This window comes from Streptomyces sp. NPDC046122 (assembly GCF_056429965.1).
In genome coordinates, this window is record NZ_JBWKLQ010000017.1 from 40,998 (window position 1) to 63,380 (window position 22,383).

Sequence of the window (22,383 nt, forward strand, 5' to 3'; positions counted from 1 at the left end):
TCAAGGAACCGGAAGGAAACCGGAGGCAAATCGTCCCATGCGTACTCCGCCAGGGGGTGATCCCCGGCACTGCCGTACGCACACGGCCCGCCAGGTCTTACTCTCTTGCCCACCGGCCCTCCCCACCCGCAGGAGGGCAAAGCGCCTCGTACTTGGGAGTCACCACCGTGACCGACGTAACCGACGGCGTCCTGCACACCCTGTTCCGATCGGAACAGGGCGGCCACGAACAAGTCGTGCTGTGCCAGGACCGTGCCAGCGGCCTCAAGGCCGTCATCGCCATCCACTCCACCGCTCTGGGCCCGGCCCTCGGCGGCACGCGCTTCTACCCGTACGCGAGCGAGGAAGAGGCCGTCGCCGACGCGCTGAACCTCGCCCGCGGCATGTCGTACAAGAACGCCATGGCCGGACTCGACCACGGCGGCGGCAAGGCCGTGATCATCGGTGACCCCGAGACGCTCAAGAGCGAGGAACTGCTCCTCGCGTACGGACGGTTCGTGAACTCCCTCGGCGGCCGTTACGTGACCGCCTGCGACGTCGGCACGTACGTCGCCGACATGGACGTCGTCGCCCGCGAGACCCGCTGGGCCACCGGCCGCTCCCCCGAGAACGGCGGCGCCGGCGACTCCTCCGTGCTGACCGCCTTCGGTGTCTTCCAGGGCATGCGGGCCTCGGCCCAGCACCTGTGGGGCGACCCGACGCTGCGCGGCCGCAGGATCGGCGTCGCGGGGGTCGGCAAGGTCGGCCACTACCTCGTCGAGCACCTCCTGGAGGACGGCGCCGAGGTCGTGATCACCGACGTCCGGGAGGAGTCGGTACGCCGTGTCACCGACCGCTACCCGAACGTCACCGTCGTCGCGGACACGGAGGCGCTGATCCGCGTCGAGGGGCTCGACATCTACGCCCCGTGCGCACTCGGCGGCGCGCTGAACGACGAGAGCGTCGCGGCGCTCACGGCGAAGGTGGTGTGCGGCGCGGCCAACAACCAGCTCGCCCACCCGGGCGTCGAGAAGGACCTCGCGGACCGCGGGATCCTCTACGCGCCCGACTACGTGGTGAACGCGGGCGGCGTGATCCAGGTCGCCGACGAGCTGCGCGGCTTCGACTTCGACCGGTGCAAGGTGCAGGCCGCGAAGATCTTCGACACGACGCTGGCGATATTCGCACGTGCGAAGACGGATGGGATTCCGCCGGCCGCGGCGGCCGACCGGATCGCCGAGCAGAGGATGGCCGAGGCGCGCCGGACCTGACCCGCGCGGAGGGTCGGCCCGCCGACGGTGGGACATGAGGAGACATGACTCACCCCCGTCGGCGGGTCGACCCGCCAGAAGAGGTTAAAATCGCAGTTGACCAGCGAGGACAGGGCTCCTCGCGGGTTCTGTGCCGAGGCGTTGCATGCGGGCGGCGTACCGTATGGCCCCGGAAGCAGGTACCGTTGATGCCCTACGGACCGGTCTCTCCAAGGGGAGCCCGTTCCGAACCATGAACGCGTGTCAAGACTCTGGGGCCGTCGAGCCCCGTCACCGAGGGGGTCGAGCCATGGGGCGCGGCCGGGCAAAGGCCAAGCAGACTAAGGTCGCCCGCCAGCTGAAGTACAGCAGCGGCGGGACTGACCTGTCGCGTCTGGCCAACGAGCTGGGCGCTTCGACGACTTCGCAACAGCCGCCTAATGGCGAGCCGTTCGAGGACGACGACGAGGAAGACGACCCGTACGCACAGTACGCGGCTCAGTACAACGATGACGAGGACGAGGACTCGACCGAAGAGTCCGGTCCTTCGGCCCATCGTCGCGGCGCTTGACGTCCGTACACCTCGAACAGGCATCACACACGTGACCCGGTCCTGGGGCCTCGGCCCCCGGACCGGGTTTCTGTGCTGCCACCGGTGACTACCGGGCGGCCCTTCTACCGCGCATACGTACCCGTGAGCGCCGCTCCCGTGGCGTGGTCGCCGCGCTCGGTGATCTCTCCGGCGACCCAGGAGTCAACGCCCCGGTCGGCGAGCGTCGCCAGGGCCACGTCCACCGACTCCGCCGGGACGACGGCCATCATGCCGACACCCATGTTGAGGGTCTTCTCCAGTTCGAGCTGCTCGACCTGACCGGCCTTGCCGACCAGGTCGAAGACCGCGCCGGGGGTCCAGGTGGAGCGGTCGACCGTGGCGTGCAGGCCGTCCGGGATCACGCGGGCCAGGTTGTTCGCCAGGCCGCCGCCCGTGATGTGGCTGAAAGCGTGCACCTCGGCGGTACGGGTGAGTGCCAGGCAGTCCAGCGAGTAGATCTTGGTGGGCTCCAGGAGCTCCTCGCCGAGCGTGCGGCCGAACTCCTCGACCTCGCGGTCGAGGGACCAGCCGGCGCGGTCGAAGACCACGTGGCGCACCAGCGAGTACCCGTTCGAGTGAAGTCCGGAGGACGCCATGGCGATCACCGCGTCACCCTTGCGGATACGGTCCGCGCCCAGCAGGCGGTCGTACTCCACCACGCCCGTGCCGGCGCCGGCGACGTCGAAGTCGTCCTCGCCCAGCAGACCCGGGTGCTCGGCCGTCTCGCCGCCGACCAGGGCGCAGCCGGCGAGGACGCAGCCTTCGGCGATGCCCTTCACGATGGCCGCGACACGCTCGGGGTACACCTTGCCGACACAGATGTAGTCGGTCATGAACAGCGGCTCGGCGCCGCAGACGACCAGGTCGTCGACGACCATGCCGACGAGGTCGTGGCCGATCGTGTCGTACACGCCCATCTTGCGGGCGAGGTCGACCTTCGTGCCGACGCCGTCGGTGGCGGAGGCGAGCACCGGACGCTCGTAGCGCTTGAGGGCGGAGGCGTCGAAGAGACCGGCGAAACCGCCCAGGCCGCCGAGGCCCGTGACCTCGGCGCGCTGCGTCTTCTTCACCCACTCCTTCATGAGCTCCACGGCGCGGTCACCGGCTTCGATGTCGACGCCCGCGGCCGCGTAGCTGGCACCGGCGCCCGTGTGCGGAGCACGCCCAGAAGATTCAGCAGACATGAGTTTGGGATCTTTCGTGTCGTTGAACAGGGCGTTACGGGCGACGGAGCGCCTCGGCCGCGGCGTTCGCCGGGCCGGCCGCGAGCTCGGTCTCCAGAAGCTGCTTGCCGAGCAGCTCGGGGTCCGGGAGCTCCATCGGGTACTCGCCGTCGAAGCAGGCGCGGCACAGGTTCGCCTTGGGAATGGTCGTCGACTCGATCATCCCGTCGATGGAGATGTACGAGAGCGAGTCGGCGCCCAGCGAGGTGCCGATCTCTTCGATCGTCATGCCGTTGGCGATCAGCTCGGCGCGGGTCGCGAAGTCGATGCCGAAGAAGCACGGCCACTTCACCGGCGGGGAGGAGATCCGGATGTGGATCTCGGCGGCGCCGGCCTCGCGGAGCATCTTGACCAGGGCGCGCTGGGTGTTGCCGCGGACGATCGAGTCGTCGACGACCACCAGGCGCTTGCCGCGGATGACTTCCTTGAGCGGGTTGAGCTTAAGGCGGATGCCGAGCTGGCGGATCGTCTGCGAGGGCTGGATGAAGGTCCGGCCGACGTACGCGTTCTTGACGAGGCCCGAGCCGTACGGAATTCCACTGGCCTCCGCGTACCCGATGGCCGCGGGGGTGCCGGACTCGGGCGTCGCTATCACCAGGTCGGCCTCGACCGGGGCTTCCTTGGCGAGCCGGCGGCCCATCTCGACACGGGAGAGGTAGACGTTCCGGCCGGCGATGTCGGTGTCCGGGCGCGCCAGGTAGACGTACTCGAAGACACAGCCCTTGGGCTTCGCTTCCGCGAATCGGGAGGTGCGCAGGCCGTTCTCGTCGATGGCGAGCATCTCGCCCGGCTCGACCTCACGGACGTACGCGGCGCCGCAGATGTCGAGGGCGGCGGACTCGGAGGCCACCACCCAGCCGCGCTCCAGCCGGCCGAGGACCAGCGGGCGGATGCCCTGCGGGTCACGGGCGGCGTAGAGCGTGCCCTCGTCCATGAAGACGAGGGAGAAGGCGCCCATGACCTCGGGAAGGATCTTCGCGGCGGCTTCCTCGATGGTGAGGGGCTTGCCGTCGTCGTCCGTCTGGCCGGCCAGCAGGGCGGTGACCAGGTCGGTGTCGTTGGTCGCGGCGACCTGCGTCGCGCGGCCGTTCTCCTTGGGGAGGTCGGCGACCATCTCGGCGAGCCTGGCCGTGTTGACCAGGTTGCCGTTGTGTCCCAGGGCGATCGATCCGTGCGCGGTGGCACGGAAGGTCGGCTGCGCGTTCTCCCACACCGAGGCTCCGGTGGTGGAGTAGCGGGCATGACCGACCGCGATGTGGCCCTGGAGGGAGCCGAGGGAAGTTTCGTCGAAGACTTGCGAGACCAGTCCCATGTCCTTGAAGACCAGGATCTGGGACCCGTTGCTCACTGCGATGCCCGCGGACTCCTGTCCACGGTGCTGCAGGGCATACAGTCCGAAATAGGTGAGCTTGGCGACCTCTTCGCCGGGAGCCCAGACACCGAAGACGCCGCAAGCGTCCTGGGGGCCTTTCTCACCGGGGAGCAGGTCGTGGTTGAGTCGTCCATCACCACGAGGCACACCACCGAGTGTAGGCGAGATCGACCACTGGTCCGAATTGGGGATACGGGCCGCCGCCCGCCGCGCGTGACCGGCGCTTGACAGGTGCGCGGTGTCTCCGTCAGGCTCCCGCCTCATGCAGCCCCTCAGTGACTTTTCAGTCACGCTTGTGGAGCGCCGCCACGTCGACCTGGTCCGTGTCGCGAGCGCCATCTGTCGCTGCGCGTAGGCGCGCTTCCCGCCGCGCCCCGTAGTTCACCTCTCTCCTCCGGTGCGTCCCCGCGCGCCGTTCCCCGCCTCTGATCCGGCCCCGGCCGCGCGCCGACCCGCGCCGCCGCGGGGCCCGGTCGGTGTGCCCTTCATCACGGGAGACCCTGTGACCTCGCACGACCACAAGCTGTGCCGGCGCGCCTTCGGCGGGGAGTACAGCCCGACGCGGTCGGACCGGGCGACGGCCGAGCCCGGACGGCTGGCCGAGCTGCGGGCCGCCTGGGAGCGGACGGACGCGGGGCTGCTGCCGTACGAAACCGGGGCCTGAGGGGCGTTGGGGGAGATTTCGCGGTTTAGCGTGTGCCGCGCCTGATCACGATCTCCTCCCCACTGTTTTCGTTCCACGGCGGAAGGAACCCCCCACATGCAGTCGACCTCCCGAGTCCGTCTGTCGGCCCTGGCCTGCGGCGTCCTGCTGGCGTCGGCGGCGGCCCCCGCCGCCGGGGCCGCCGGGACGGCCGCCGACCGGCGCACGGTGCAGGTCGTGATGGTCAACTTCAGCAACAGCGCGTTCACCGACGCGGGGAAGCTCGAGCCGGCCCTGGAGGCCGCCTACTACGGGAAGAGCGGTTCCCTGACGTCGTACTACGACGAGATCACGCGCGGCAGAACTGCCTTCGGGCCCGCCGGCGCCGACCAGGTCATCGGGCCGCTCACGCTCCCCATGGCCGCCGCCTGCGACAACGGGCGGATCGCGGACGAGGCGCAGAAGGCGCTGGCGGCGCAGGGCGTCGGAGAGAACTCGTACCACCACGTCTCGATCGTCTTCCCGAACGAGAAGGCCAAGTGCGAGTACGCCGGGCTGGGCACGGTCGGCGGCGGGAAGACCTGGATGCCGTCCCAGCACTTCTCGATCGACGCGCTCGTCCACGAGTTCGGCCACAACCTCGGCTACCACCACCAGAAGCGGCTGCGCTGCCCGGACGGTGACCTGGGCGCCGGGTGCAAGGAGGACGGCGACAGCCACAAGTCCGTCATGGGCGGCGGCGGGGCGGCGGCCGGTCTGACGGCGGCGGAGATGATGCACAACAAGTGGCTGTCGGGCGAGGAACTCACCGATGTGACCGCGTCCGGCACGTACACGCTGCGTCCGCTGCACGGCGGGGGCAGCGGCGTCCGCGCCCTGCGCGTCCCGCTCGGCGACAAGGACAAGCTCGTCGTCGAGCTGCGGGCCCGGGCGGGCTCCCTCGACGGGGCGCTCCGGGGCGTCCACGTCTACCGGGTCACCGGGGACGACTACACGAGGTCGGCGCTGATCGACCCGACGCCGGGCGAGGGGAAGGAGGCCGACGCGGACGCGCTCAAGGCCGGTACGGAACTGACCGACACGGCGCGCAAGGTGTCGGTGAAGGTGGTGACCGCGGGGGAGGCGGAGGCGACGGTCGCCGTCGGCCTGGGGGCGGCGGCGGCCGGGCCTGCGGTGCCCGGGCCGGTGGCGGGGGGCGCGTCCCCCGGCCGGTGACCGGGCGCTGGCCGACGCCCGCCGTCGCCTGTCGTGGGCGGCGCGGCCCCGCGCGCGCCGCCCGGTTCGGTTCTGTCCGGCTCAGCTCAGCTCGGCCCGGCTCGGTCCGGCGCGGCCCGGCTCGGTCCGGCCTGTCGGCGGAGAGCTACTTGGTGATCGCCATCGCGTCCAGTCCCTTGCCGTCCGCCCCGGTGAGGGACAGGCCGTTCTCACGGATCTCGTACTTCGCCTCGCCCTCCAGGACCTGGAGCAGCGCCTCCTCGGTGTCCATCACCGGCGGCGGGCAGAGCTTCCGGGTCGTGGCGATCTTGGAGAAGGCGATGGTGGAGCCGGAGACCTTCGCCCTGCCCGACACGTTGTTGCAGCCGAGGTTGCCGCCCACGGACCCGTCCTCGCCGAAGAACAGCTTGGCCTTGGCCGCCGCCGCCTCGGGCAGCGAGCTCGTGGTGTCGCCGTCCCGCAGCGACTCCACGAGCCACTCCGTGCCCAGCAGCTGCGCGTCGGGCGCGGGCTTCGTCTCGGACAGGGCGATGGAGTCGCCCCCGGCCGTGGTGAGCGTCAGCCTGTCGTCCGTGATCCTGGCCTTGAGTTCGCCGGTGAACGTGCGCTGGAGGTGCCGCTCGAACGTGGCGACGTTCTCCGGGCAGCCGATCTCGGTGCTCGAGGCGGGCCCCACGGTGACCGTGTCGCCCTTGACCTCCACATCGGCGCCGAAGCGGTTGCAGCCGGTGTTGCCCTCGGCCCGGCCCTTGTCGTCGATCCGTACCGTGGCCTTCTCCGGCGCCGCCGTCTTCTTCCCGTCGACGGTCACGCTGTCGACGGTCCAGTCGATGCCGGAGAGCTGGATGTCCGGCTTCACGGTGCCGTCACCTCCGGCGCCCGAGCCCGACTCCGTGCCGCAGGCGGCCAGGGTCAGGAGCGCGAGGACGGTGACGGCGCCGGTGAGGGGGCCGGAGATGCGGGTGCGCGACGTATCCATGGCGATGTGACGGAAGCACTGGGGGTTTCGGTTCCACTTCCCCTCGTTCCTCACCCGCCCGCCGGGTCCCTCGTCCCGATGATCACCGTTGCGTACAGCTCGTCGGAGGTGACGACCCGCGGGACGAGCCCGCCGCGTACGACGGTCTCGACGGCCCGCCCCGCCTGGCGCTCGCTCGTCTCGAACAGCAGGTGACCGCCCGGGGCCAGCCAGCGCGCCGCCTCGGCGGTGACCCGCCGCAGGACGTCGAGCCCGTCCGCCCCGCCGTCGAGCGCGACGCGCGCCTCGTGGTTGCGGGCCTCCGGGGGCAGCAGGTCTATCTCGCCGGTCGGTACGTACGGCACGTTCGCCAGCAGTACGTCGACCCGCCCGCGCAGCGCCGCCCGGGGCAGCGGCGCGTAGAGGTCGCCCTCGTACACCAGCCCTCCGACGGCGGTGACGTTGCGCCGGGCACAGCGCACGGCGGCGGGGTCCACGTCCGCGGCGTGCAGCTCCACCCGCTCCAGCGACGCGGCCAGCGCCGCGCCGAGCGCGCCCGACCCGCAGCACAGGTCGGCCACGACGGCCCGCGAAGGGGCGAGGGCCAGGGCCTGCTCGACGAGGAACTCGGTGCGGCGGCGGGGGACGAAGACGCCTGGGTCCACGGCGAAGCGGCGGCCGAGGAACTCCGCCCAGCCCAGCACGTGTTCCAGGGGCAGGCCCTCGGTACGGCGGTCCACCATGGCGGACAGGTGGGCGGCGTCGCGCGCGGTGGACAGCAGGAGATCCGCCTCGTCCTCGGCGAAGACGCAGCCGGCGGCCCGGAGCCTCGTGACGACGGTGGAGGGGGAGAGCGACAGGGGAAGGGACATGGGAAGCCTTTCGGGACGCCGATGGGCGCTCCCTCGGTCCCGGAGTCCGGCTCCTACGTCCGGTGGACCGCACGGTCGCGAGAGGAGAGCACCCGACCTGACACAGCGGTAATGGGTCTCACCTCCTCGGTGCGTACGTCCTGCGTGGGCGTCGGCAACAGTACATGATCAATTAGCGGCTATCCGAGGATCGGCAACAGTCCGGCCAGATGGGCCCGTTCGCCGCTGGCTCCGACTTTCGCGTCGTCGACGGCCGCGTCCCACGTCGTACGCCCCGTGGCCAGCCGGATCCAGGTGAGCGGGTCGGTCTCGACGACGTTGGGCGGTGTGCCGCGGGTGTGGCGGGGGCCCTCCACGCACTGCACGACGGCGTACGGCGGGACGCGCACCTCGACCGCACCGCCGGGCGCCTTCACGGCGAGGGCGTCGGCGAGCAAGCGGGTGCAGGCGGCGAGGGCCTGGCGGTCGTACGGGACGGCGAGGCCGGCTGCGTGGTTCAAGTCGTCGGTGTGGACGGCCAGTTCGACGGTACGGGTGACGAGGTAGTCGTCGAGGCGCATGGCGCCGACGCGGGTCGCCAGCAGCCGCTCGCCGGGCGCGGCGGGCAGCAGTTCGGCGAGGCGGTCGCGGGTCCGCCCGTACAGCTCGCCGAGGTCGGAAGAGGACGCGGCGAGTGCCTTCGTGGCGTCGGAGATCGGCCCGGCGTGTGCGGCGGTCGCGAACGGCCACCGCTGGAGGGTGACCTCCTGCGCGGGTGGTGCCGGCTGCTCGAGACAGCGGGTGACGGCGCCGACCGCCAGGGCGATGTGTGCGGCCAGCTCCCGGACCGTCCAGTCCCCGAGGTGGGTGGGAAGCGCGAGCTGCGCGGGCGTCAGATCGCGTACGGCGTCCTGTACGTTGCCGAACTGTGCCAGGACCGCGGCGCGGGTCTTGGCCGCGTCGTAACGGCGCGGGCGCGGGCGCTTCTGGGCGGCGGATGACATGGCCCGAGATTAGCGCGGGGGCACCGCCTCCGGGCCCTGCCAGGCTCCCGCTCCTCCCCCGGCTCCCGGGCCCCGCTCCTCAAACGCCGGAGGGGCTGGGGTTGCCCAAGAGGGCTGGAGTCGTGCAGGAGACCCGGAGTGCCCTGGTGGCTGGAGTCGCCTCAGGGGGCTGAGGGCTGGAGTGCCCAGGGGACAGGAGTCGCCCCACGGAGCCTGCGTTGCGCGGAGGGCTGGAGCCGCTCCCAAGGGGCCAGAAGTGCGAAAGCCCGGCCCCGGCCGTGACCGGCCGGGGCCGAGCTGGTCGCTCGGGGAGTCGCTCAGGCGAAGAGGCCCGGCAGCGTCGCCTCGTGGGCGGCGCGCAGCTCGCTCAACGGGATGCTGAACTCGCCCTGCACCTCGATCTCGTCGCCGTCCACGACACCGATACGGGTCGCGGGCAGACCGCGCGCGCCGCACATGTCGGTGAAGCGGAGCTCCTCACTGCGCGGCACGGACACGACCGCCCGGCCCGCCGACTCGGAGAAGAGGAACACGAACGCGTCGAGCGCGTCCGGCACGACCAGTCGCGCGCCCTTCCCGCCGCGCAGGCAGGACTCGGTGACCGCCTGGATCAGGCCGCCGTCGCTCAGGTCGTGCGCCGCGTCGATCATGCCGTCGCGCGAGGCGGAGATCAGGATCTCGCCGAGCAGCTTCTCCCGGTCCAGGTCGACCTTCGGCGGCAGGCCCCCGAGGTGGTCGTGGATCACCTGGGACCAGGCGGAGCCGCCCAGTTCCTCGTGCGTGTCGCCGAGCAGGTAGAGGAGCTGGCCCTCTTCCGCGAAGGCGACGGGCGTACGCCGGGTCACGTCGTCGATCACGCCGAGCACGGCGACGACCGGCGTCGGGTGGATCGCCGTCTCACCGGTCTGGTTGTAGAGCGAGACGTTGCCGCCGGTCACCGGGGTGCCCAGCTGGAGGCAGCCGTCCGCGAGACCGCGCGTGGCCTCCGCGAACTGCCACATGACGTCAGGGTCCTCGGGCGAGCCGAAGTTCAGGCAGTCGGAGATCGCGAGCGGCTTGGCGCCGGACGCGGCGACGTTGCGGTACGACTCGGCCAGCGCGAGCTGCGCGCCCGTGTACGGGTCGAGCTTGGCGTACCGGCCGTTGCCGTCGGTCGCCATCGCGACGCCCAGGTTCGTCTTCTCGTCGATCCGCACCATGCCGGCGTCCTCGGGCATGGCGAGCACCGTGTTGCCCTGCACGAACCGGTCGTACTGGTCGGTGATCCACGACTTCGACGCCTGGTTCGGCGACGAGACGAGCTTCATCACCTGCTCGCGCAGCTCCGTCGCGTTCGCCGGGCGCGCCAGCTTGTTCGCGTCGTCGGCCTGGAGCGCGTCCTGCCACTCGGGGCGGGCGTACGGCCGGTTGTAGACCGGGCCCTCGTGGGCCACGGTGCGCGGCGGTACGTCGACGATCTGCTCGCCGTGCCAGAAGATCTCCAGCTGCGAGCCGTCGGTCACCTCACCGATCACGGTGGCGATGACGTCCCACTTCTCGCAGATCTCCATGAACCGGTCGACCTTGTCCGGCTCGACGATCGCGCACATGCGCTCCTGCGACTCGCTCATGAGGATTTCCTCGGGCGAGAGGGAGGAGTCGCGCAGCGGAACGGTGTCGAGCTCGACGCGCATGCCGCCCGAACCGGCCGAGGCCAGCTCGGAGGTCGCGCAGGACAGGCCCGCGCCGCCGAGGTCCTGGATGCCCGCGACGAGCTGCTCGCGGAAGATCTCCAGGGTGCACTCGATGAGGAGCTTCTCCTGGAACGGGTCGCCGACCTGGACGGCCGGACGCTTCGCGGGGCCGGTCGACTCGAAGGTCTCCGAGGCCAGCACCGACACGCCGCCGATGCCGTCGCCGCCCGTGCGGGCGCCGTACAGGACGACCTTGTTGCCGGGGCCGCTCGCCTTCGCGAGGTGGATGTCCTCGTGCTTCATGACGCCGATGCAGCCGGCGTTGACCAGCGGGTTGCCCTGGTAGCACGCGTCGAAGACGACCTCGCCGCCGATGTTCGGCAGGCCCAGGCAGTTGCCGTAGCCGCCGATGCCCGCGACGACGCCGGGCAGCACGCGGCGGGTGTCGGGGTGGTCGGCCGCGCCGAAGCGCAGCGGGTCGACGACCGCGACCGGGCGGGCGCCCATGGCGAGGATGTCGCGGACGATGCCGCCGACGCCGGTGGCCGCGCCCTGGTAGGGCTCGATGTAGCTCGGGTGGTTGTGCGACTCGACCTTGAAGGTCACGGCGTAGCCCTGACCGACGTCGACGACGCCCGCGTTCTCACCGATGCCGACGAGCATCGCGTCGTTGGCGGGGACCTTCTCGCCGAACTGCTTCAGGTGGACCTTGCTGCTCTTGTACGAGCAGTGCTCGGACCACATGACGCTGTACATGGCGAGCTCGGCGCCGGTCGGGCGGCGGCCGAGGATCTCCCGGATGCGCGCGTACTCGTCCTCCTTGAGGCCGAGTTCCTTCCAGGGCTGCTCGGCCTCGGGGGTCTCTGAGGCGTGCTTGACGGTGTCGAGAGTCATGCGTTGACCAGCTTCTTCAGGATCGAGGTGAAGAATCCGAGGCCGTCGGTGCGTCCGGTGCCGACCAGCGGCTCCACGGCGTGCTCCGGGTGCGGCATCAGGCCGACGACGTTGCCGGCGGCGTTGGTGATGCCGGCGATGTCGCGGAGCGAGCCGTTGGGGTTCACGTCCAGGTAGCGGAACGCGACACGGCCCTCGGCCTCCAGCTCGTCGAGCACGCGCTCCTCGGCGACGTAACGGCCGTCCATGTTCTTGAGCGGGATGTGGATCTCCTGCCCGGCGGTGTAGTCCGCCGTCCAGGCCGTTCCGCTCGTCTCCACGCGCAGCTTCTGCTCGCGGCAGATGAAGTGCAGGTGGTTGTTCTGCAGCATCCCGCCGGGCAGCAGGTGCGCCTCGGTGAGGATCTGGAATCCGTTGCAGATGCCGAGGACGGGCATGCCCGCCCGCGCCTGCTCGATGACGGTCTCCATCACCGGCGAGAAGCGGGCGATGGCGCCGGCCCGCAGGTAGTCGCCGTAGGAGAAGCCGCCCGCGAGCACGACCGCGTCGACCTGCTTGAGGTCCTTGTCGCGGTGCCACAGCGAGACCGGCTCGGCGCCCGCGGTCCGGACGGCCCGGAGGCTGTCCTGGTCGTCGAGCGTTCCCGGAAAGGTGACGACTCCGATACGAGCGGTCACTTCGACTCCTCCACCTTCACGGTGAAGTCCTCGATGACGGTGTTGGCGAGGAACGTTTCGGCCATCTCGTTGATGCGGGCGAGGGCGGTGTCATCGACCGGCCCGTCGACCTCGAGCTCGAAACGCTTTCCCTGACGGACGTCCGCGATTCCCTCGAAGCCGAGACGGGGCAGTGCGCGCTGCACCGCCTGTCCCTGCGGGTCGAGGATCTCGGGCTTGAGCATGACGTCGACTACGACGCGTGCCACTGGCACTCCCGGTGGTGGTGTGGTGCGAAGGCGGTTCCATCAGCGTACCCGCCCTGAAATTCTACGCGGGTAGATATACGCTGACGTCGATCACGTTCCGGTATCGGCGCCGACAACCGCGGGAAAAATCCACGAAAAAACGGCCGTCTCCGATTGCGGAGAGACACGCGGACGGAATTAACTGGGCTTCACCATGCAATGCCTCTCGCTGTACAAAGGAATAGCGAGAAAAACAGCATTGCTCCAAAACAGCCGGAAGGCCGGCATCACCGCACGTCAGACGCGATGTTTGACGCGGTAGTGCCGCAGGAAAGGACCGATATCCGTGGCTCAGCGCGTAGTGGTCACGCTCTCCGACGACATCGACGGAGGGGAAGCAGCGGAAACGGTCAGCTTCGGCCTGGACGGGAAGTCGTACGAGATCGACCTGAATCCCGCCAATGCAAAGAAACTGCGCACGGCGCTGGAGCCCTACATCGAGGCGGCCCGAAAGCACTCGAAGTCGGGCAAGGTCTACCGCCACACCCCCGTGGCGCCCGACCCCGCCGCCGTCCGTGCCTGGGCGCGCTCGCACCAGATGGACGTGCCGGCCCGCGGACGCATCCCGAAGAAGGTCTACGAGGCGTTCGCGGAGGCTTCCTGACGGCCCGCCGGGGGGCGGGGACGCGGCGGGCGGAGCCCCGGAGCAGCCGACTTGCGTTCCACCCCCGGTGATCGGCTAGAGTCTGGAGCACGCCGAGGGGCAAGGCCGAAGGGCCGGTCCCCGAGCAGCGTGCGGGTGTAGTTCAGTAGTAGAACACCCCCCTTCCAGGGGGGAGGCGCAGTGTGCAATTCCTGTCACCCGCTCTACATCGCTTACCTACCACTTCGGTGGATCGGGTACAGTGATGGCACCACATGCGGACGTGGCTCAGTTGGTAGAGCATCACCTTGCCAAGGTGAGGGTCGCGAGTTCGAATCTCGTCGTCCGCTCCATGAGTACGAAGGCCCCGGTCATTGCGACCGGGGCCTTCGTCGTGCTGCCCGGCGAGCGCGTACTGACATTTGTCATGCGCGCCGATGACACGCCGCACTGCCGCCCGCCCCGGTCCGGCGGAAACCTTGAGGCATGACCAGCAATGAGTACGTGATCGACGCCGAGGGGCTGCGGCGCGCCTACAGCGGCGGCTTCGAAGCCGTCCGTTCGCTGTCCTTCTCCGTGGCGCGCGGGGAGCTCTTCGCGCTGCTCGGCACGAACGGGGCCGGCAAGACCTCGACCCTGGAGCTCCTGGAGGGCCTCGCCCGCCCCAGCGGCGGCAGCGTCCGAGTGCTCGGGCACGACCCGTACACCGAGCGCGCCAAGGTGCGTCCCCGGGTCGGCGTCATGCTCCAGGAGGGCGGCTTCCCCTCCGAACTGACCGTCCGCGAGACCGTCCGGATGTGGGCGGGCTGCACCAGTGGGGCGCGGCCGGTGGGCGAGGCACTCGACCTGGTGGGGCTGGGGAAGCGGGCGAACGTACGGGTCAAGCAGCTCTCCGGCGGGGAACGGCGGCGGCTGGACCTGGCCACGGCGCTGCTCGGACGGCCCGAGATCCTCTTCCTCGACGAGCCGACGACGGGGCTCGACGCCGAGGGGCGACGCGAGACGTGGGAGCTGGTGCGGGAGCTGCGCGACGGGGGGACCACCGTGCTGCTGACCACGCACTACCTGGCGGAGGCCGAGGAGCTCGCCGACCGGCTGGCGATCCTGCACGAGGGGCGGATCGCGGCGGAGGGGCGGGTGGACGAGGTCGTGGCGCAGCACCCGTCGCAGATCTCCTTCCAGCTGCCGGACGGCTACCACCTGGGGGACCTGCCGCCGCTGGGTCCGCTGGGCGTCACGGGCCACGTGCTGACCGGGCGGACGGCGCGGTTGTTCACCGACCGACTCCAGCAGGCTGCCACGGGTCTGCTGACGTGGGCGGACGCCGCCGGAGTGGAGCTGCGCGGGCTCGACGTGCGGTCGGCCTCGCTGGAGGAGGCGTTCCTGAAGATCGCGGGCGAGGCGAAGAAGAACGAGCGGGACGGGGAAGAGGTGGCTGCGCGATGAGTACGGCTGTGGCGGGACGACTGACGGCTCTGACCCGCGCCGAACTGACCCTGCTCGTACGGCACAAGGCGGTGCTCCTGACGGCGCTGGTCCTGCCGGTGGCCATGACGTACGCGATGAAGCCGGTCGTCGACGACCTGGATCTCGCCGAAGCGGGGCTGTCGCTGGGCGCGGCGATGATGCCGATGGCCGTGGCGTTCGTGCTGCTCTTCGGGGTGTACTCGGCGCTGGTCACGGTCTACGTGGTGCGGCGCGAGGAGCTCGTACTGAAGCGGCTGCGGACCGGGGAGCCGGGCGACGCGGAGATCCTGGCCGGGACGGCCGCCGCCACGCTGGTGGCCGGGCTGGCGCAGTGCGCGGTGCTGATGGTCGCCGGCGCGGCTGTCCTGGGGATGGACATGCCGGCCGATCCGTTGTGGGTGGTGGTCGGGGTGTCGCTGGGACTCGTGGTCGCCGCCTCGACGGCGGCGGTGACGAGCGCCTTCACGCGGTCCGCCGAGGGCGCCCAGCTCACGATCATGCCGATGATGCTGATCTCGATGGTGGGCTCCGGGGTCGTCGTACCGCTCGAACTGCTCCCGGACCGGGTCGCTTCCGTCTGCGAGCTGCTGCCGCTGTCGCCGGCCGTGGAACTCGTGCGGGGCGGCTGGAGCGGGCAGTTGGGGGCGTACGAGGCGCTGGGGGCCGTCGGCACGGCGGCGGCGTGGGCCGTACTGTCGGTGGTCGCTGTGCGGCGGTACTTCCGGTGGGAGCCGCGGCGCTAGGGGTCGGGTGCGGAAGGACCGGGGGCGGGGATGACGGGGTTCTGGGGAAAGCGGAGTCAGGCGGGGAAGCTCGACCTGTACATGCGGGTGCTGCTGTACCTGCTGCCGTGGTTCATGTCGCTGGGCGTCGTCCCGCAGCTGGTGGACGGGCTGAGCTCCGCGCCCGGCGCCGAGGCGCTCGGGCGGGGGCTGGTCGCCCTCTGCGTGGCCCAGTGCGCGGTGGCGATGCACACCATCCACCACGGGCTGGCCCACTACGTCGAGGGGGCGCCCACGCCGTGGCGCTCGGTCGCCACGGCGCTGGGGCTGGGGGCCGCATCGGTGGCGTTCGTCGTGGCCCTTCAGGCGACCGGCGGTGTGGCGGACGAGGGCACGGCGGTGGTGGGACTGCTTCCGTACCCCCTGCTCACGGCGGCCATGTCGACGTTCATGCTGTCGACCGTCCGGCGGCTGATGCTCGGGACGCTGGTCGTCGCGGCGCTGATCGCCGGGGCTCTGGCCGCCACAGGGGGAACCGCGCTGTCGGCCGTGGCCGCGGTGGTGGTCGTGGTCTTCGTGGGACTGATGTCGCTGCTGACAACGCGGTCGTCGGCCTGGTTCATGGCGGTCATCCGCGAGCTGGACCAGGCCCGCGACGTGGCCGCGCGGCTCGCGGTCGCCGAGGAGCGGCTGCGGTTCGGCCGGGACATGCACGATGTCATGGGCCGCAATCTCGCCGTCATCGCGCTCAAGAGCGAACTGGCGGTGCAGCTCGCCCGGCGCGGCCGGCCGGAGGCGGCCGACCAGATGGCCGAGGTGCAGCGGATCGCGCAGGAGTCGCAGCGCGAGGTGCGGGAAGTCGTACGCGGATATCGCGAGGCGGATCTGGCGGCCGAACTGGAGGGGGCCCGAGGGGTGTTGAGCGCGGCGGGCATCGACTGCGCGGTGGACCGGGCGCGGCTCGGCGACGAGCTTCCGGCCGGTGTGCAGTCGGCGCTCGGGTGGGTCGTACGGGAGGCGACGACCAATGTGCTGCGGCACGGGGACGCGCACAGCTGCACGGTGCGGCTGACGGCCGGGGACGGGAAGGCGGTACTGGTCGTGGAGAACGACGGGGCGGGGGGCGTGCCGGCCGCAGGCGGTCCGGGCTCGGGCCTGGCCGGGCTCCGGGAGCGTCTGAACGCTGTCGGGGGGACGCTGCGCGCGGGACCGGCCGCGGGCGGCGTGTTCCGGCTGACGGCCGAGGTGCCCCTGGTGCAGGAGGCGCTGCGGTGAGCGGTTCTCCCGACGGCCGGGTGCGGGTGCTGCTCGCCGACGACGAGCACTTGATCAGGGGCGCGCTCGCCGCGCTGCTCGGTCTCGAGGACGATCTCGCCGTCGTCGCGGAGGCGGCCACCGGACCCGAGGCGCTGGCAATGGCGCGGGCGCACCGCCCGGACGTCGCCGTACTGGATCTGCAGATGCCGGGCGCCGACGGTGTGAGTGTGGCCACAGCTCTGCGCGCCGAGCTGCCCGGCTGCCGCTGCATGATCGTGACCAGCCACGGGCGGCCGGGGCACCTGAAGCGGGCGCTGGCGGCGGGGGTGCGGGCGTTCGTGCCGAAGACCGTCAGCGCGCAGCGGCTGGCCGAGCTGATCCGGAGCGTACGGGACGGAAACCGGTACGTGGACCCGGAGTTGGCGGCCGACGCGATCTCCGCGGGGGACTCGCCGCTGACCGTGCGCGAGGCGGAAGTGCTGGAGCTCGCGGCGGACGGGGCGCCGGTCGCGGAGATCGCCGAGCGGGCCGCGCTGTCGCCCGGGACGGTGCGCAACTATCTGTCCTCGGCCGCCTCGAAGCTGGGTGCGGAGAATCGTCATACGGCGGTACGGCTCGCACGCGAGCGAGGTTGGGTATAGTTGGCATCGCACACGGCAACGCAGTGCATGCGGACGTAGCTCAGTTGGTAGAGCGCAACCTTGCCAAGGTTGAGGTCGCCAGTTCGAACCTGGTCGTCCGCTCAGAGTCAGAAGGCCCCGGTCATCGCGACCGGGGCCTTCTGCGTTGTCCAGGGGGCCCGCCTGCCGCTTGGGCGCCTGTGCCTCTCGTGGCCTTCCGGGTTGCCCGGGGCCGGCTGGCTCGGGAGGAGTCGGCCGGCCCGGGTTACGGCGGGCTTGGGTGCGGCGGGCTTGGGGTACGACCGCGTCGGGTTACGACCAGCTCGTGCCGGTGAGCATTTCGTACGCCTCCACGTACTTCGCCCGGGTCGCGTCGACGATCTCCTGCGGCAGCGCGGGCGGCGGCAGCTCCGCCTTGCGGTCCCAGCCGGAGGCGGGCGAGGTCAGCCAGTCGCGGACGTACTGCTTGTCGTACGACGGCTGGGCGTGACCCGGCTCCCACGTGGCGGCCGGCCAGAAGCGGGAGGAGTCCGGGGTCAGCACCTCGTCGGCGATGATCAGCTCGTCGCCGTCGAAGCCGAACTCGAACTTCGTGTCGGCGAGGATGATGCCGCGGTCACGGGCGATGTCGCGGGCCCGGTTGTAGACGGCGAGGGTCATCTGGCGCAGCTGGGCGGCCGTTTCGGCGCCGACCTGGCGGGCCACTTCCTCGTAGCTGACGTTCTCGTCGTGGTCGCCCACGGCCGCCTTGGTGGCGGGGGTGAAGATCGGAGCCGGGAGTTCCGAGCCGTCCGACAGGCCCTCCGGGAGCGCCAGACCGCAGACCGTGCGGGACGCGTTGTACTCGATGAGGCCCGATCCGGTGAGGTAGCCGCGGGCCACGCACTCGACCGGGACCATCTTCAGGGACTTGCAGACGAGCGTACGGCCGGCCCAGTCGTCCGGGGCTCCGGCGGGGAGGTCCGTCGAGATCACGTGGTTCGGGGCGAGATCCCGGAGCTGGTCGAACCACCAGAGCGAGAGCTGGGTCAGGACCCGGCCCTTGTCGGGGATCTCCGTGGGCAGCACCCAGTCGTACGCGGAAATGCGGTCGCTGGCCACCATCACGAGGTCGCCCGCCTCGTTCTGGTAGAGGTCACGCACCTTGCCCGTGTGGAGGTGGGTCAGGCCCGGGAGCTGGAGCGGCTCGGGCTTTTCTACGAATCCGGACACGGTTCCTCCGCGTAGGTTGATCCAGGAACGCTTCCGATTCTCCCGTATGCGGGGCGGGGGCGCGGGGGCGGGGGCGCGTGGGGGCGTCGGGGGACGCCGTGAGTGGCTCGTGCGGGTGCGTCCGGCGTCCGGCGTTCGGGGGGGGCTTGCGTGACGGGGTGCGTGGTGCGTGGTGCGGGTGCGATGCGTGGTGCGGGTGCGTGGTGCCGGGTGCGGGTGCGGGCGTCAGTCGCGTTTGCAGATGCGGTCGAGGAGGTTGGCCGTCGCGCGCTGGATCCGGGGGTCCACATGGCCGGGGCGGTCCAGGGCCGGGGACCAGGCGAAGGTGCCCGAGGCGAAGACCAGAGCCCCGCTGGGCGCCCGGTAGAGGGACGTCTCCTGGTGGCGGAGCGCGCCTTCGCCGTCCCGGTAGGGGGAGTGGGCCAGCAGGATGCGGCCCCGGTGCTCCGGAAGCGCCGTACGGGGGAAGTACCGGTCCGCCTCGCCCGCCACCAGGCCCTCGATCTCGTCGTTCTCGTGTGCGCCGGTCGAGTCCCAGAGCCAGTGGTCCGCGTTCCGTACGACCAGAGGGCTCGGTTCCGGGACCCTTCCCGCGTACTGGATGCCCAGGAGCTGCTGCTCCGGGCGGTCCACCTCGCGCCAGAGGGCCGGCTTGCCCGGGCCGCGGCGTTTTCGGCAGGTGAGGAGGCGGTCCGGTGTGCCGGAGGCGGAGGGGGCGAGCTCGACCTGCCAGTACATCGTGTTGGCGGAGAGGAACACGAGCGACGTGCCCGCCTCGCGCGCCAGCTCGGTCGCGCGGCGCATGGGGGCGGTCCAGTACTCGTCGTGGCCCGGGAACACCAGGCCCCGGTAGCGGGTGGGGTCGATACGGCCCGCGTGCAGGTCGCGGGCGTCCGCGTAGGCGAGGTCGTAGCCGTACCGCTCGGCCCAGCGGATGAAGTCGTACGCGTGGCCCACGTGCAGCGGGAGGCCGGCGCCGGCGTACGGACGGTCGAAGGAGACCGTGGTGGCCGCTTCCTCCTCCCCCAGCAGGCGGCCCATGCTGTCCCACGCGTGGTACAGGCTCGCGCCGGTGCGACCGTCCTCCGGGTAGAGGTTGTACGCCTGCCACGTGATGTCCGGCAGGAGCAGCAGCAGGTCCGCCGGGTGGCTGTCGCGCACCGTGAAGGGGATGTGGGAGCGGTAGCCGTCGGCGGTGGTCAGGACCGCGACGTACGCCCCGATGCTCCAGAAATCCGGGATCTGCAGGCGCCAGGACAGCCACCAGTGGTGGCAGGAGACCGTGCGGTCGGCGGCGAGCGGGGTCGGCTGGACGATGCCGGAGAGACGGGGGCTGGTGGTGATCTTGGCCGCGCCGTCGCCGCCGTAGTGGCCGATCCGGTAGATGTCGACGGAGAACTGCTGGGGCGGGTCGACGGTGATGTGGAAGTCGATCGCCTCGCCGGGGGCGGCGGCGCCCTGGGACGCGAAGCCCTTGATCTGCTGGCGTACGTCGTCGGCGGTGCGGGGGCCGCCGGTGGACGCGGAACGGCGCTGCGGGAGCCTGGCGCCGGTGACGGGGTCGCGGTGGTCCGCGCCCTCGGTCGGCTCGGCGTACCAGGGGATGACCTGGCCGCTGTCGCCGAAATAGTGCTCGCTGCCGCGCAGCCAGGGCAGTGGGCCCTGGCCGAAGGGATCGGACACGGCATGCGCGAGGGCGCCCGATTCCCAGCGCCGGATGAACTCGTCCCCCATGCCGCTTCCCTCCCTCTAGCCCCCGAGACAACTGTGATGCGCCACTTGTCAGCTACTGGAACCCAGCACATCACATAACGCACGCACTCCGTCACCGTTCGTCGCGAATTGACGTTAACGGAACGTGGGGCTCCGGTAAGCGGGGGGCGTGATAAGGCGTGCCGGCGGGTGGCTGGGGGTGCGCTTGGTGCTTCTGGGGCTCCTGGTTGCCGGCGGTACTGGTCGTGCCGTGCTGCCGGGCGGTGGGGGGCTCTCGGGAGCCCTGCGGTCGGTGCCGCGCCGGGGCGTCTCCTCGGGCGTCGAACGTTCGGGCACTGCTGCGGGCGAGTTCGGGTGGTTGCGTTCAACCCCCTGCGGGGAGCGCCCCGGCACGTCCCCTCCTGCCACTGCGAGAGGGTGCGCGGCGGCGTGGCGGGGTGGTGGTGGGCCTCCCGCCACCGGTGGGCTGGGTGCGCGGGAGCTTGGGGCGGCTCTGTGCCGGGTGTGGGAGGGCGAGGAGAAGGTGGGTGGTGGGTCAGACCAGGCGGACTGTCTTTTCCGGGCGTACTCCTACCGAGGCCAGCCAGGAGCGGAGGGGGGCCGCGTCGCCGTCTTCCACCAGGGTCAGGACACGGGGAGCCAGGTCCTGGCGGCGCTCGCCGTCCACGAGGAGCGCGGGGCCGTCGAGCCAGTCCAGGCCCGGGAGGGCTCCGGCCGTGTCCACCGCGGCGCAGCAGACCATGGCGGTGACGTGGTCGGCCAGCAGGTCCCGGCCCGTCCTCGGCGGTACGAGGGGGAAGAGCGGGAGCGGGTCGGTGCTCCAGGGGTCGCCCTCGTTCGGGGCGAGCGGAGCCGGGGGTGGCGCGGCCGCCTCCTCTCGAGCCACTTCTCCTTGGATGGCGGCGGCGAGGGCCTCCGCCTGGGGGGTGGCGCCGTCGGCCGACAGGTGGTCCATCACGCGGGTGAGCGTGGGGGCCGTGGCGCGGCGTACGCCGATGGTGTCCAGGACCCGGTGCAGGCGTGCGGCGTCCGCCCGCCACTTGCGGTCCACGACCTCTTCCGGGTACTGCTGCCAGTCCACCGGCGACCAGCCCGGGCCCGGCTCGGCGGGGCCGCCGTGGAACAGGCGGGCGGCGAGGAGCGAGGCCGCCTCGTCGACGGAGCCGGGCTCTTCCAGGAGGTCGCACGCCGGGCGTTCGCCCAGGCGGGAGGTGAAGCCTTCGGCCAGGCGGTCGCGGCGGGAGAGTTCGGTGAGGGCGGAGACCACGCCCGCGTCGAGGCTGGAGGGCCAGCGGCCCATGCGCCAGGCGGGCAGCGCGACGCGGGTCAGGAGGCGGTCCCAGCCGGCGTAGGCCAGGCCCACCTGCTCCTGGGCGACGATGCGCAGGCCGTAGTCGACGGTCTGGGCGCGCTCCGACGCGGCTGTGGCGACGCCGCGTTCCATCTCGGCGGCGTGCGCGCGGCAGCTGCGCAGGAGGAGTCGCGAGATCCAGCCCACGAACCGCAGGGGCAACCGGTGCAGCGGCTTCCGCGGCGAGGCCGCCTCGGCCACCGCGGCGTCCAGACCGCGTACGAAACGCCGGGCGGCGGCTATGTCGGGGTGCGCGGAGGGTCCCGTGCCGGCGACGACCGGGGCCAGTACCGCCCGCAGCTCGGCCACCCGCATCCACCAGAGGAACGGGGACCCGATGACCAGCACGGGCGCCGCCGCGACACGACGGCGTCCCGGGGCCGCGCCCGGTATGGACGCCGGGTGCGTGCGGTCCTCCAGCCAGCTGTCGCAGTCGGGCGTCAGCGCTATGGCGGACGGCGCGGGCACCTCCAGGCGGTCCGCCAGGTCGCGCACGAGCCGGTAGAGATCCGGCGCGGAGCGCTCGGCGATCTCGACCGTCGGTGTCGTCGCGGGTCTGGCCCGTGCGATCACCGTCCCCACGGCGGCTGCCACCAGCAGGACCACGACCGCGACGGCGGTCGTCACCCAGCGCGCGGCGTCCCAGCCCCCGCCGACCGCGTGGCCCGTCGCGCCGCCCGCGAACAGGACGACGGCGACGGCCGCGGGCAGCAGGGCGACGGCCAGCGCCGTGCTGCGGACGCGCAGCACGGCGAGAGCCCTGGAACGCGCGGACTGCGCGCCCTTCTCCACACCCATACCGGTACCGGACACGGCCGGACGTCACCCCCTTCGCCCTGC

Annotated in this window: 21 protein-coding genes and 3 tRNA genes; 13 read left to right on the forward strand and 11 right to left on the reverse strand. The window is 71.5% G+C overall.

Going from position 1 to position 22,383, the window contains the following annotated elements:
• The first annotated feature begins 167 nt into the window (after positions 1-167).
• Positions 168-1,250 (forward strand): Leu/Phe/Val dehydrogenase, encoded by a 1,083-nt coding sequence (locus AC07FK_RS30165; RefSeq protein ID WP_479108107.1) that lies wholly within the window; start codon positions 168-170, stop codon positions 1,248-1,250.
• A 289-nt stretch (positions 1,251-1,539) separates the two neighbouring features.
• Complete coding sequence (locus tag AC07FK_RS30170) at positions 1,540-1,800, forward strand: DUF3073 domain-containing protein (protein WP_069928096.1); 261 nt, start codon at positions 1,540-1,542, stop codon at positions 1,798-1,800.
• A 104-nt stretch (positions 1,801-1,904) separates the two neighbouring features.
• On the opposite strand, the gene purM is transcribed toward AC07FK_RS30170, so the two are convergent.
• Together purM and purF are read right to left on the reverse strand one after the other, a co-directional pair.
• The gene (gene purM, locus AC07FK_RS30175) at positions 1,905-3,005 is read right to left on the reverse strand and encodes a phosphoribosylformylglycinamidine cyclo-ligase (protein WP_479108108.1); all 1,101 of its coding nucleotides are present in this window, start codon (positions 3,003-3,005) and stop codon (positions 1,905-1,907) included.
• Positions 3,006-3,039: 34 nt separating this feature from the next.
• On the reverse strand, positions 3,040-4,563 hold the full coding sequence (gene purF / locus AC07FK_RS30180) for an amidophosphoribosyltransferase (protein WP_479108109.1): 1,524 nt from the start codon (positions 4,561-4,563) through the stop codon (positions 3,040-3,042).
• 115 nt (positions 4,564-4,678) lie between these two features.
• Here purF and AC07FK_RS30185 point away from each other — a divergent pair, with 115 nt between their 5' ends.
• The 3 genes from AC07FK_RS30185 (at position 4,679) to AC07FK_RS30195 (ending at position 6,274) form a co-directional block, all read left to right on the forward strand.
• On the forward strand, positions 4,679-4,771 hold the full coding sequence (locus AC07FK_RS30185) for a putative leader peptide (protein ID WP_479108110.1): 93 nt from the start codon (positions 4,679-4,681) through the stop codon (positions 4,769-4,771).
• Between the two features lie 147 nt (positions 4,772-4,918).
• Entirely contained in the window at positions 4,919-5,080 is a 162-nt protein-coding gene (locus tag AC07FK_RS30190) for a hypothetical protein (RefSeq protein WP_479108189.1), read from the forward strand.
• A gap of 96 nt (positions 5,081-5,176) precedes the next feature.
• Positions 5,177-6,274 carry a metallopeptidase domain-containing protein gene (locus AC07FK_RS30195; protein ID WP_479108111.1) on the forward strand — a complete coding sequence of 366 codons (1,098 nt, stop codon included), beginning with the start codon at positions 5,177-5,179 and terminating at the stop codon, positions 6,272-6,274.
• Positions 6,275-6,419: 145 nt separating this feature from the next.
• Here AC07FK_RS30195 and AC07FK_RS30200 read toward each other — a convergent pair whose 3' ends face one another.
• The 6 genes from AC07FK_RS30200 to purS form a co-directional block, all read right to left on the reverse strand.
• On the reverse strand, positions 6,420-7,253 hold the full coding sequence (locus AC07FK_RS30200; RefSeq protein WP_479108112.1) for an META domain-containing protein: 834 nt from the start codon (positions 7,251-7,253) through the stop codon (positions 6,420-6,422).
• A gap of 50 nt (positions 7,254-7,303) precedes the next feature.
• Entirely contained in the window at positions 7,304-8,104 is an 801-nt protein-coding gene (locus AC07FK_RS30205) for a putative protein N(5)-glutamine methyltransferase (RefSeq protein WP_479108113.1), read from the reverse strand.
• Between the two features lie 179 nt (positions 8,105-8,283).
• A complete protein-coding gene (locus AC07FK_RS30210; RefSeq protein ID WP_479108114.1) occupies positions 8,284-9,087 on the reverse strand; it encodes a maleylpyruvate isomerase family mycothiol-dependent enzyme in 804 nt (267 codons plus the stop codon).
• 317 nt (positions 9,088-9,404) lie between these two features.
• Positions 9,405-11,654 carry a phosphoribosylformylglycinamidine synthase subunit PurL gene (gene purL / locus AC07FK_RS30215; RefSeq protein ID WP_479108115.1) on the reverse strand — a complete coding sequence of 750 codons (2,250 nt, stop codon included), beginning with the start codon at positions 11,652-11,654 and terminating at the stop codon, positions 9,405-9,407.
• Positions 11,651-12,331: a phosphoribosylformylglycinamidine synthase subunit PurQ gene (gene purQ, locus AC07FK_RS30220; protein ID WP_479108116.1), complete on the reverse strand. Its 681-nt coding sequence runs from the start codon at positions 12,329-12,331 to the stop codon at positions 11,651-11,653. The genes purL and purQ overlap by 4 nt, the downstream gene beginning before the upstream one ends.
• The gene (purS, locus tag AC07FK_RS30225) at positions 12,328-12,579 is read right to left on the reverse strand and encodes a phosphoribosylformylglycinamidine synthase subunit PurS (protein ID WP_453402013.1); all 252 of its coding nucleotides are present in this window, start codon (positions 12,577-12,579) and stop codon (positions 12,328-12,330) included. Before purS ends, purQ begins: the two co-directional genes overlap by 4 nt.
• A 325-nt stretch (positions 12,580-12,904) precedes the next feature.
• On the opposite strand from purS, the gene AC07FK_RS30230 reads away from it, so the two are divergent.
• The 8 genes from AC07FK_RS30230 to AC07FK_RS30265 all read left to right on the forward strand — a co-directional run bounded on the left by AC07FK_RS30230 (position 12,905) and on the right by AC07FK_RS30265 (position 17,390).
• The gene (locus tag AC07FK_RS30230; protein ID WP_453402012.1) at positions 12,905-13,222 is read left to right on the forward strand and encodes a histone-like nucleoid-structuring protein Lsr2; all 318 of its coding nucleotides are present in this window, start codon (positions 12,905-12,907) and stop codon (positions 13,220-13,222) included.
• A 131-nt stretch (positions 13,223-13,353) separates the two neighbouring features.
• A tRNA-Gly gene (locus tag AC07FK_RS30235) sits at positions 13,354-13,425 on the forward strand.
• Positions 13,426-13,478: 53 nt separating this feature from the next.
• Positions 13,479-13,554 (forward strand) — tRNA-Gly (locus AC07FK_RS30240).
• A gap of 133 nt (positions 13,555-13,687) precedes the next feature.
• On the forward strand, positions 13,688-14,647 hold the full coding sequence (locus AC07FK_RS30245; RefSeq protein WP_479108117.1) for an ABC transporter ATP-binding protein: 960 nt from the start codon (positions 13,688-13,690) through the stop codon (positions 14,645-14,647).
• Complete coding sequence (locus tag AC07FK_RS30250) at positions 14,644-15,411, forward strand: ABC transporter permease (protein ID WP_479108118.1); 768 nt, start codon at positions 14,644-14,646, stop codon at positions 15,409-15,411. Before AC07FK_RS30245 ends, AC07FK_RS30250 begins: the two co-directional genes overlap by 4 nt.
• Positions 15,412-15,441: 30 nt before the next feature.
• Positions 15,442-16,665 (forward strand): sensor histidine kinase, encoded by a 1,224-nt coding sequence (locus AC07FK_RS30255; RefSeq protein WP_479108119.1) that lies wholly within the window; start codon positions 15,442-15,444, stop codon positions 16,663-16,665.
• Positions 16,662-17,288, forward strand: coding sequence for a response regulator (locus AC07FK_RS30260; protein ID WP_479108120.1), 627 nt, complete (start codon positions 16,662-16,664; stop codon positions 17,286-17,288). The genes AC07FK_RS30255 and AC07FK_RS30260 overlap by 4 nt, the downstream gene beginning before the upstream one ends.
• Positions 17,289-17,317: 29 nt before the next feature.
• Positions 17,318-17,390, forward strand: a tRNA-Gly gene (locus tag AC07FK_RS30265).
• A gap of 189 nt (positions 17,391-17,579) precedes the next feature.
• On the opposite strand, the gene AC07FK_RS30270 is transcribed toward AC07FK_RS30265, so the two are convergent.
• From AC07FK_RS30270 to AC07FK_RS30280, 3 genes are all read right to left on the reverse strand, one after another.
• A complete protein-coding gene (locus AC07FK_RS30270) occupies positions 17,580-18,479 on the reverse strand; it encodes a phosphoribosylaminoimidazolesuccinocarboxamide synthase (protein WP_479108122.1) in 900 nt (299 codons plus the stop codon).
• Positions 18,480-18,704: 225 nt separating this feature from the next.
• On the reverse strand, positions 18,705-20,213 hold the full coding sequence (locus AC07FK_RS30275) for a N,N-dimethylformamidase beta subunit family domain-containing protein (RefSeq protein WP_479108123.1): 1,509 nt from the start codon (positions 20,211-20,213) through the stop codon (positions 18,705-18,707).
• Positions 20,214-20,727: 514 nt separating this feature from the next.
• Positions 20,728-22,356, reverse strand: a complete 1,629-nt coding sequence (locus AC07FK_RS30280; RefSeq protein ID WP_479108124.1) for a M48 family metalloprotease — start codon at positions 22,354-22,356, stop codon at positions 20,728-20,730.
• Between the last annotated feature and the right edge of the window lie 27 nt (positions 22,357-22,383).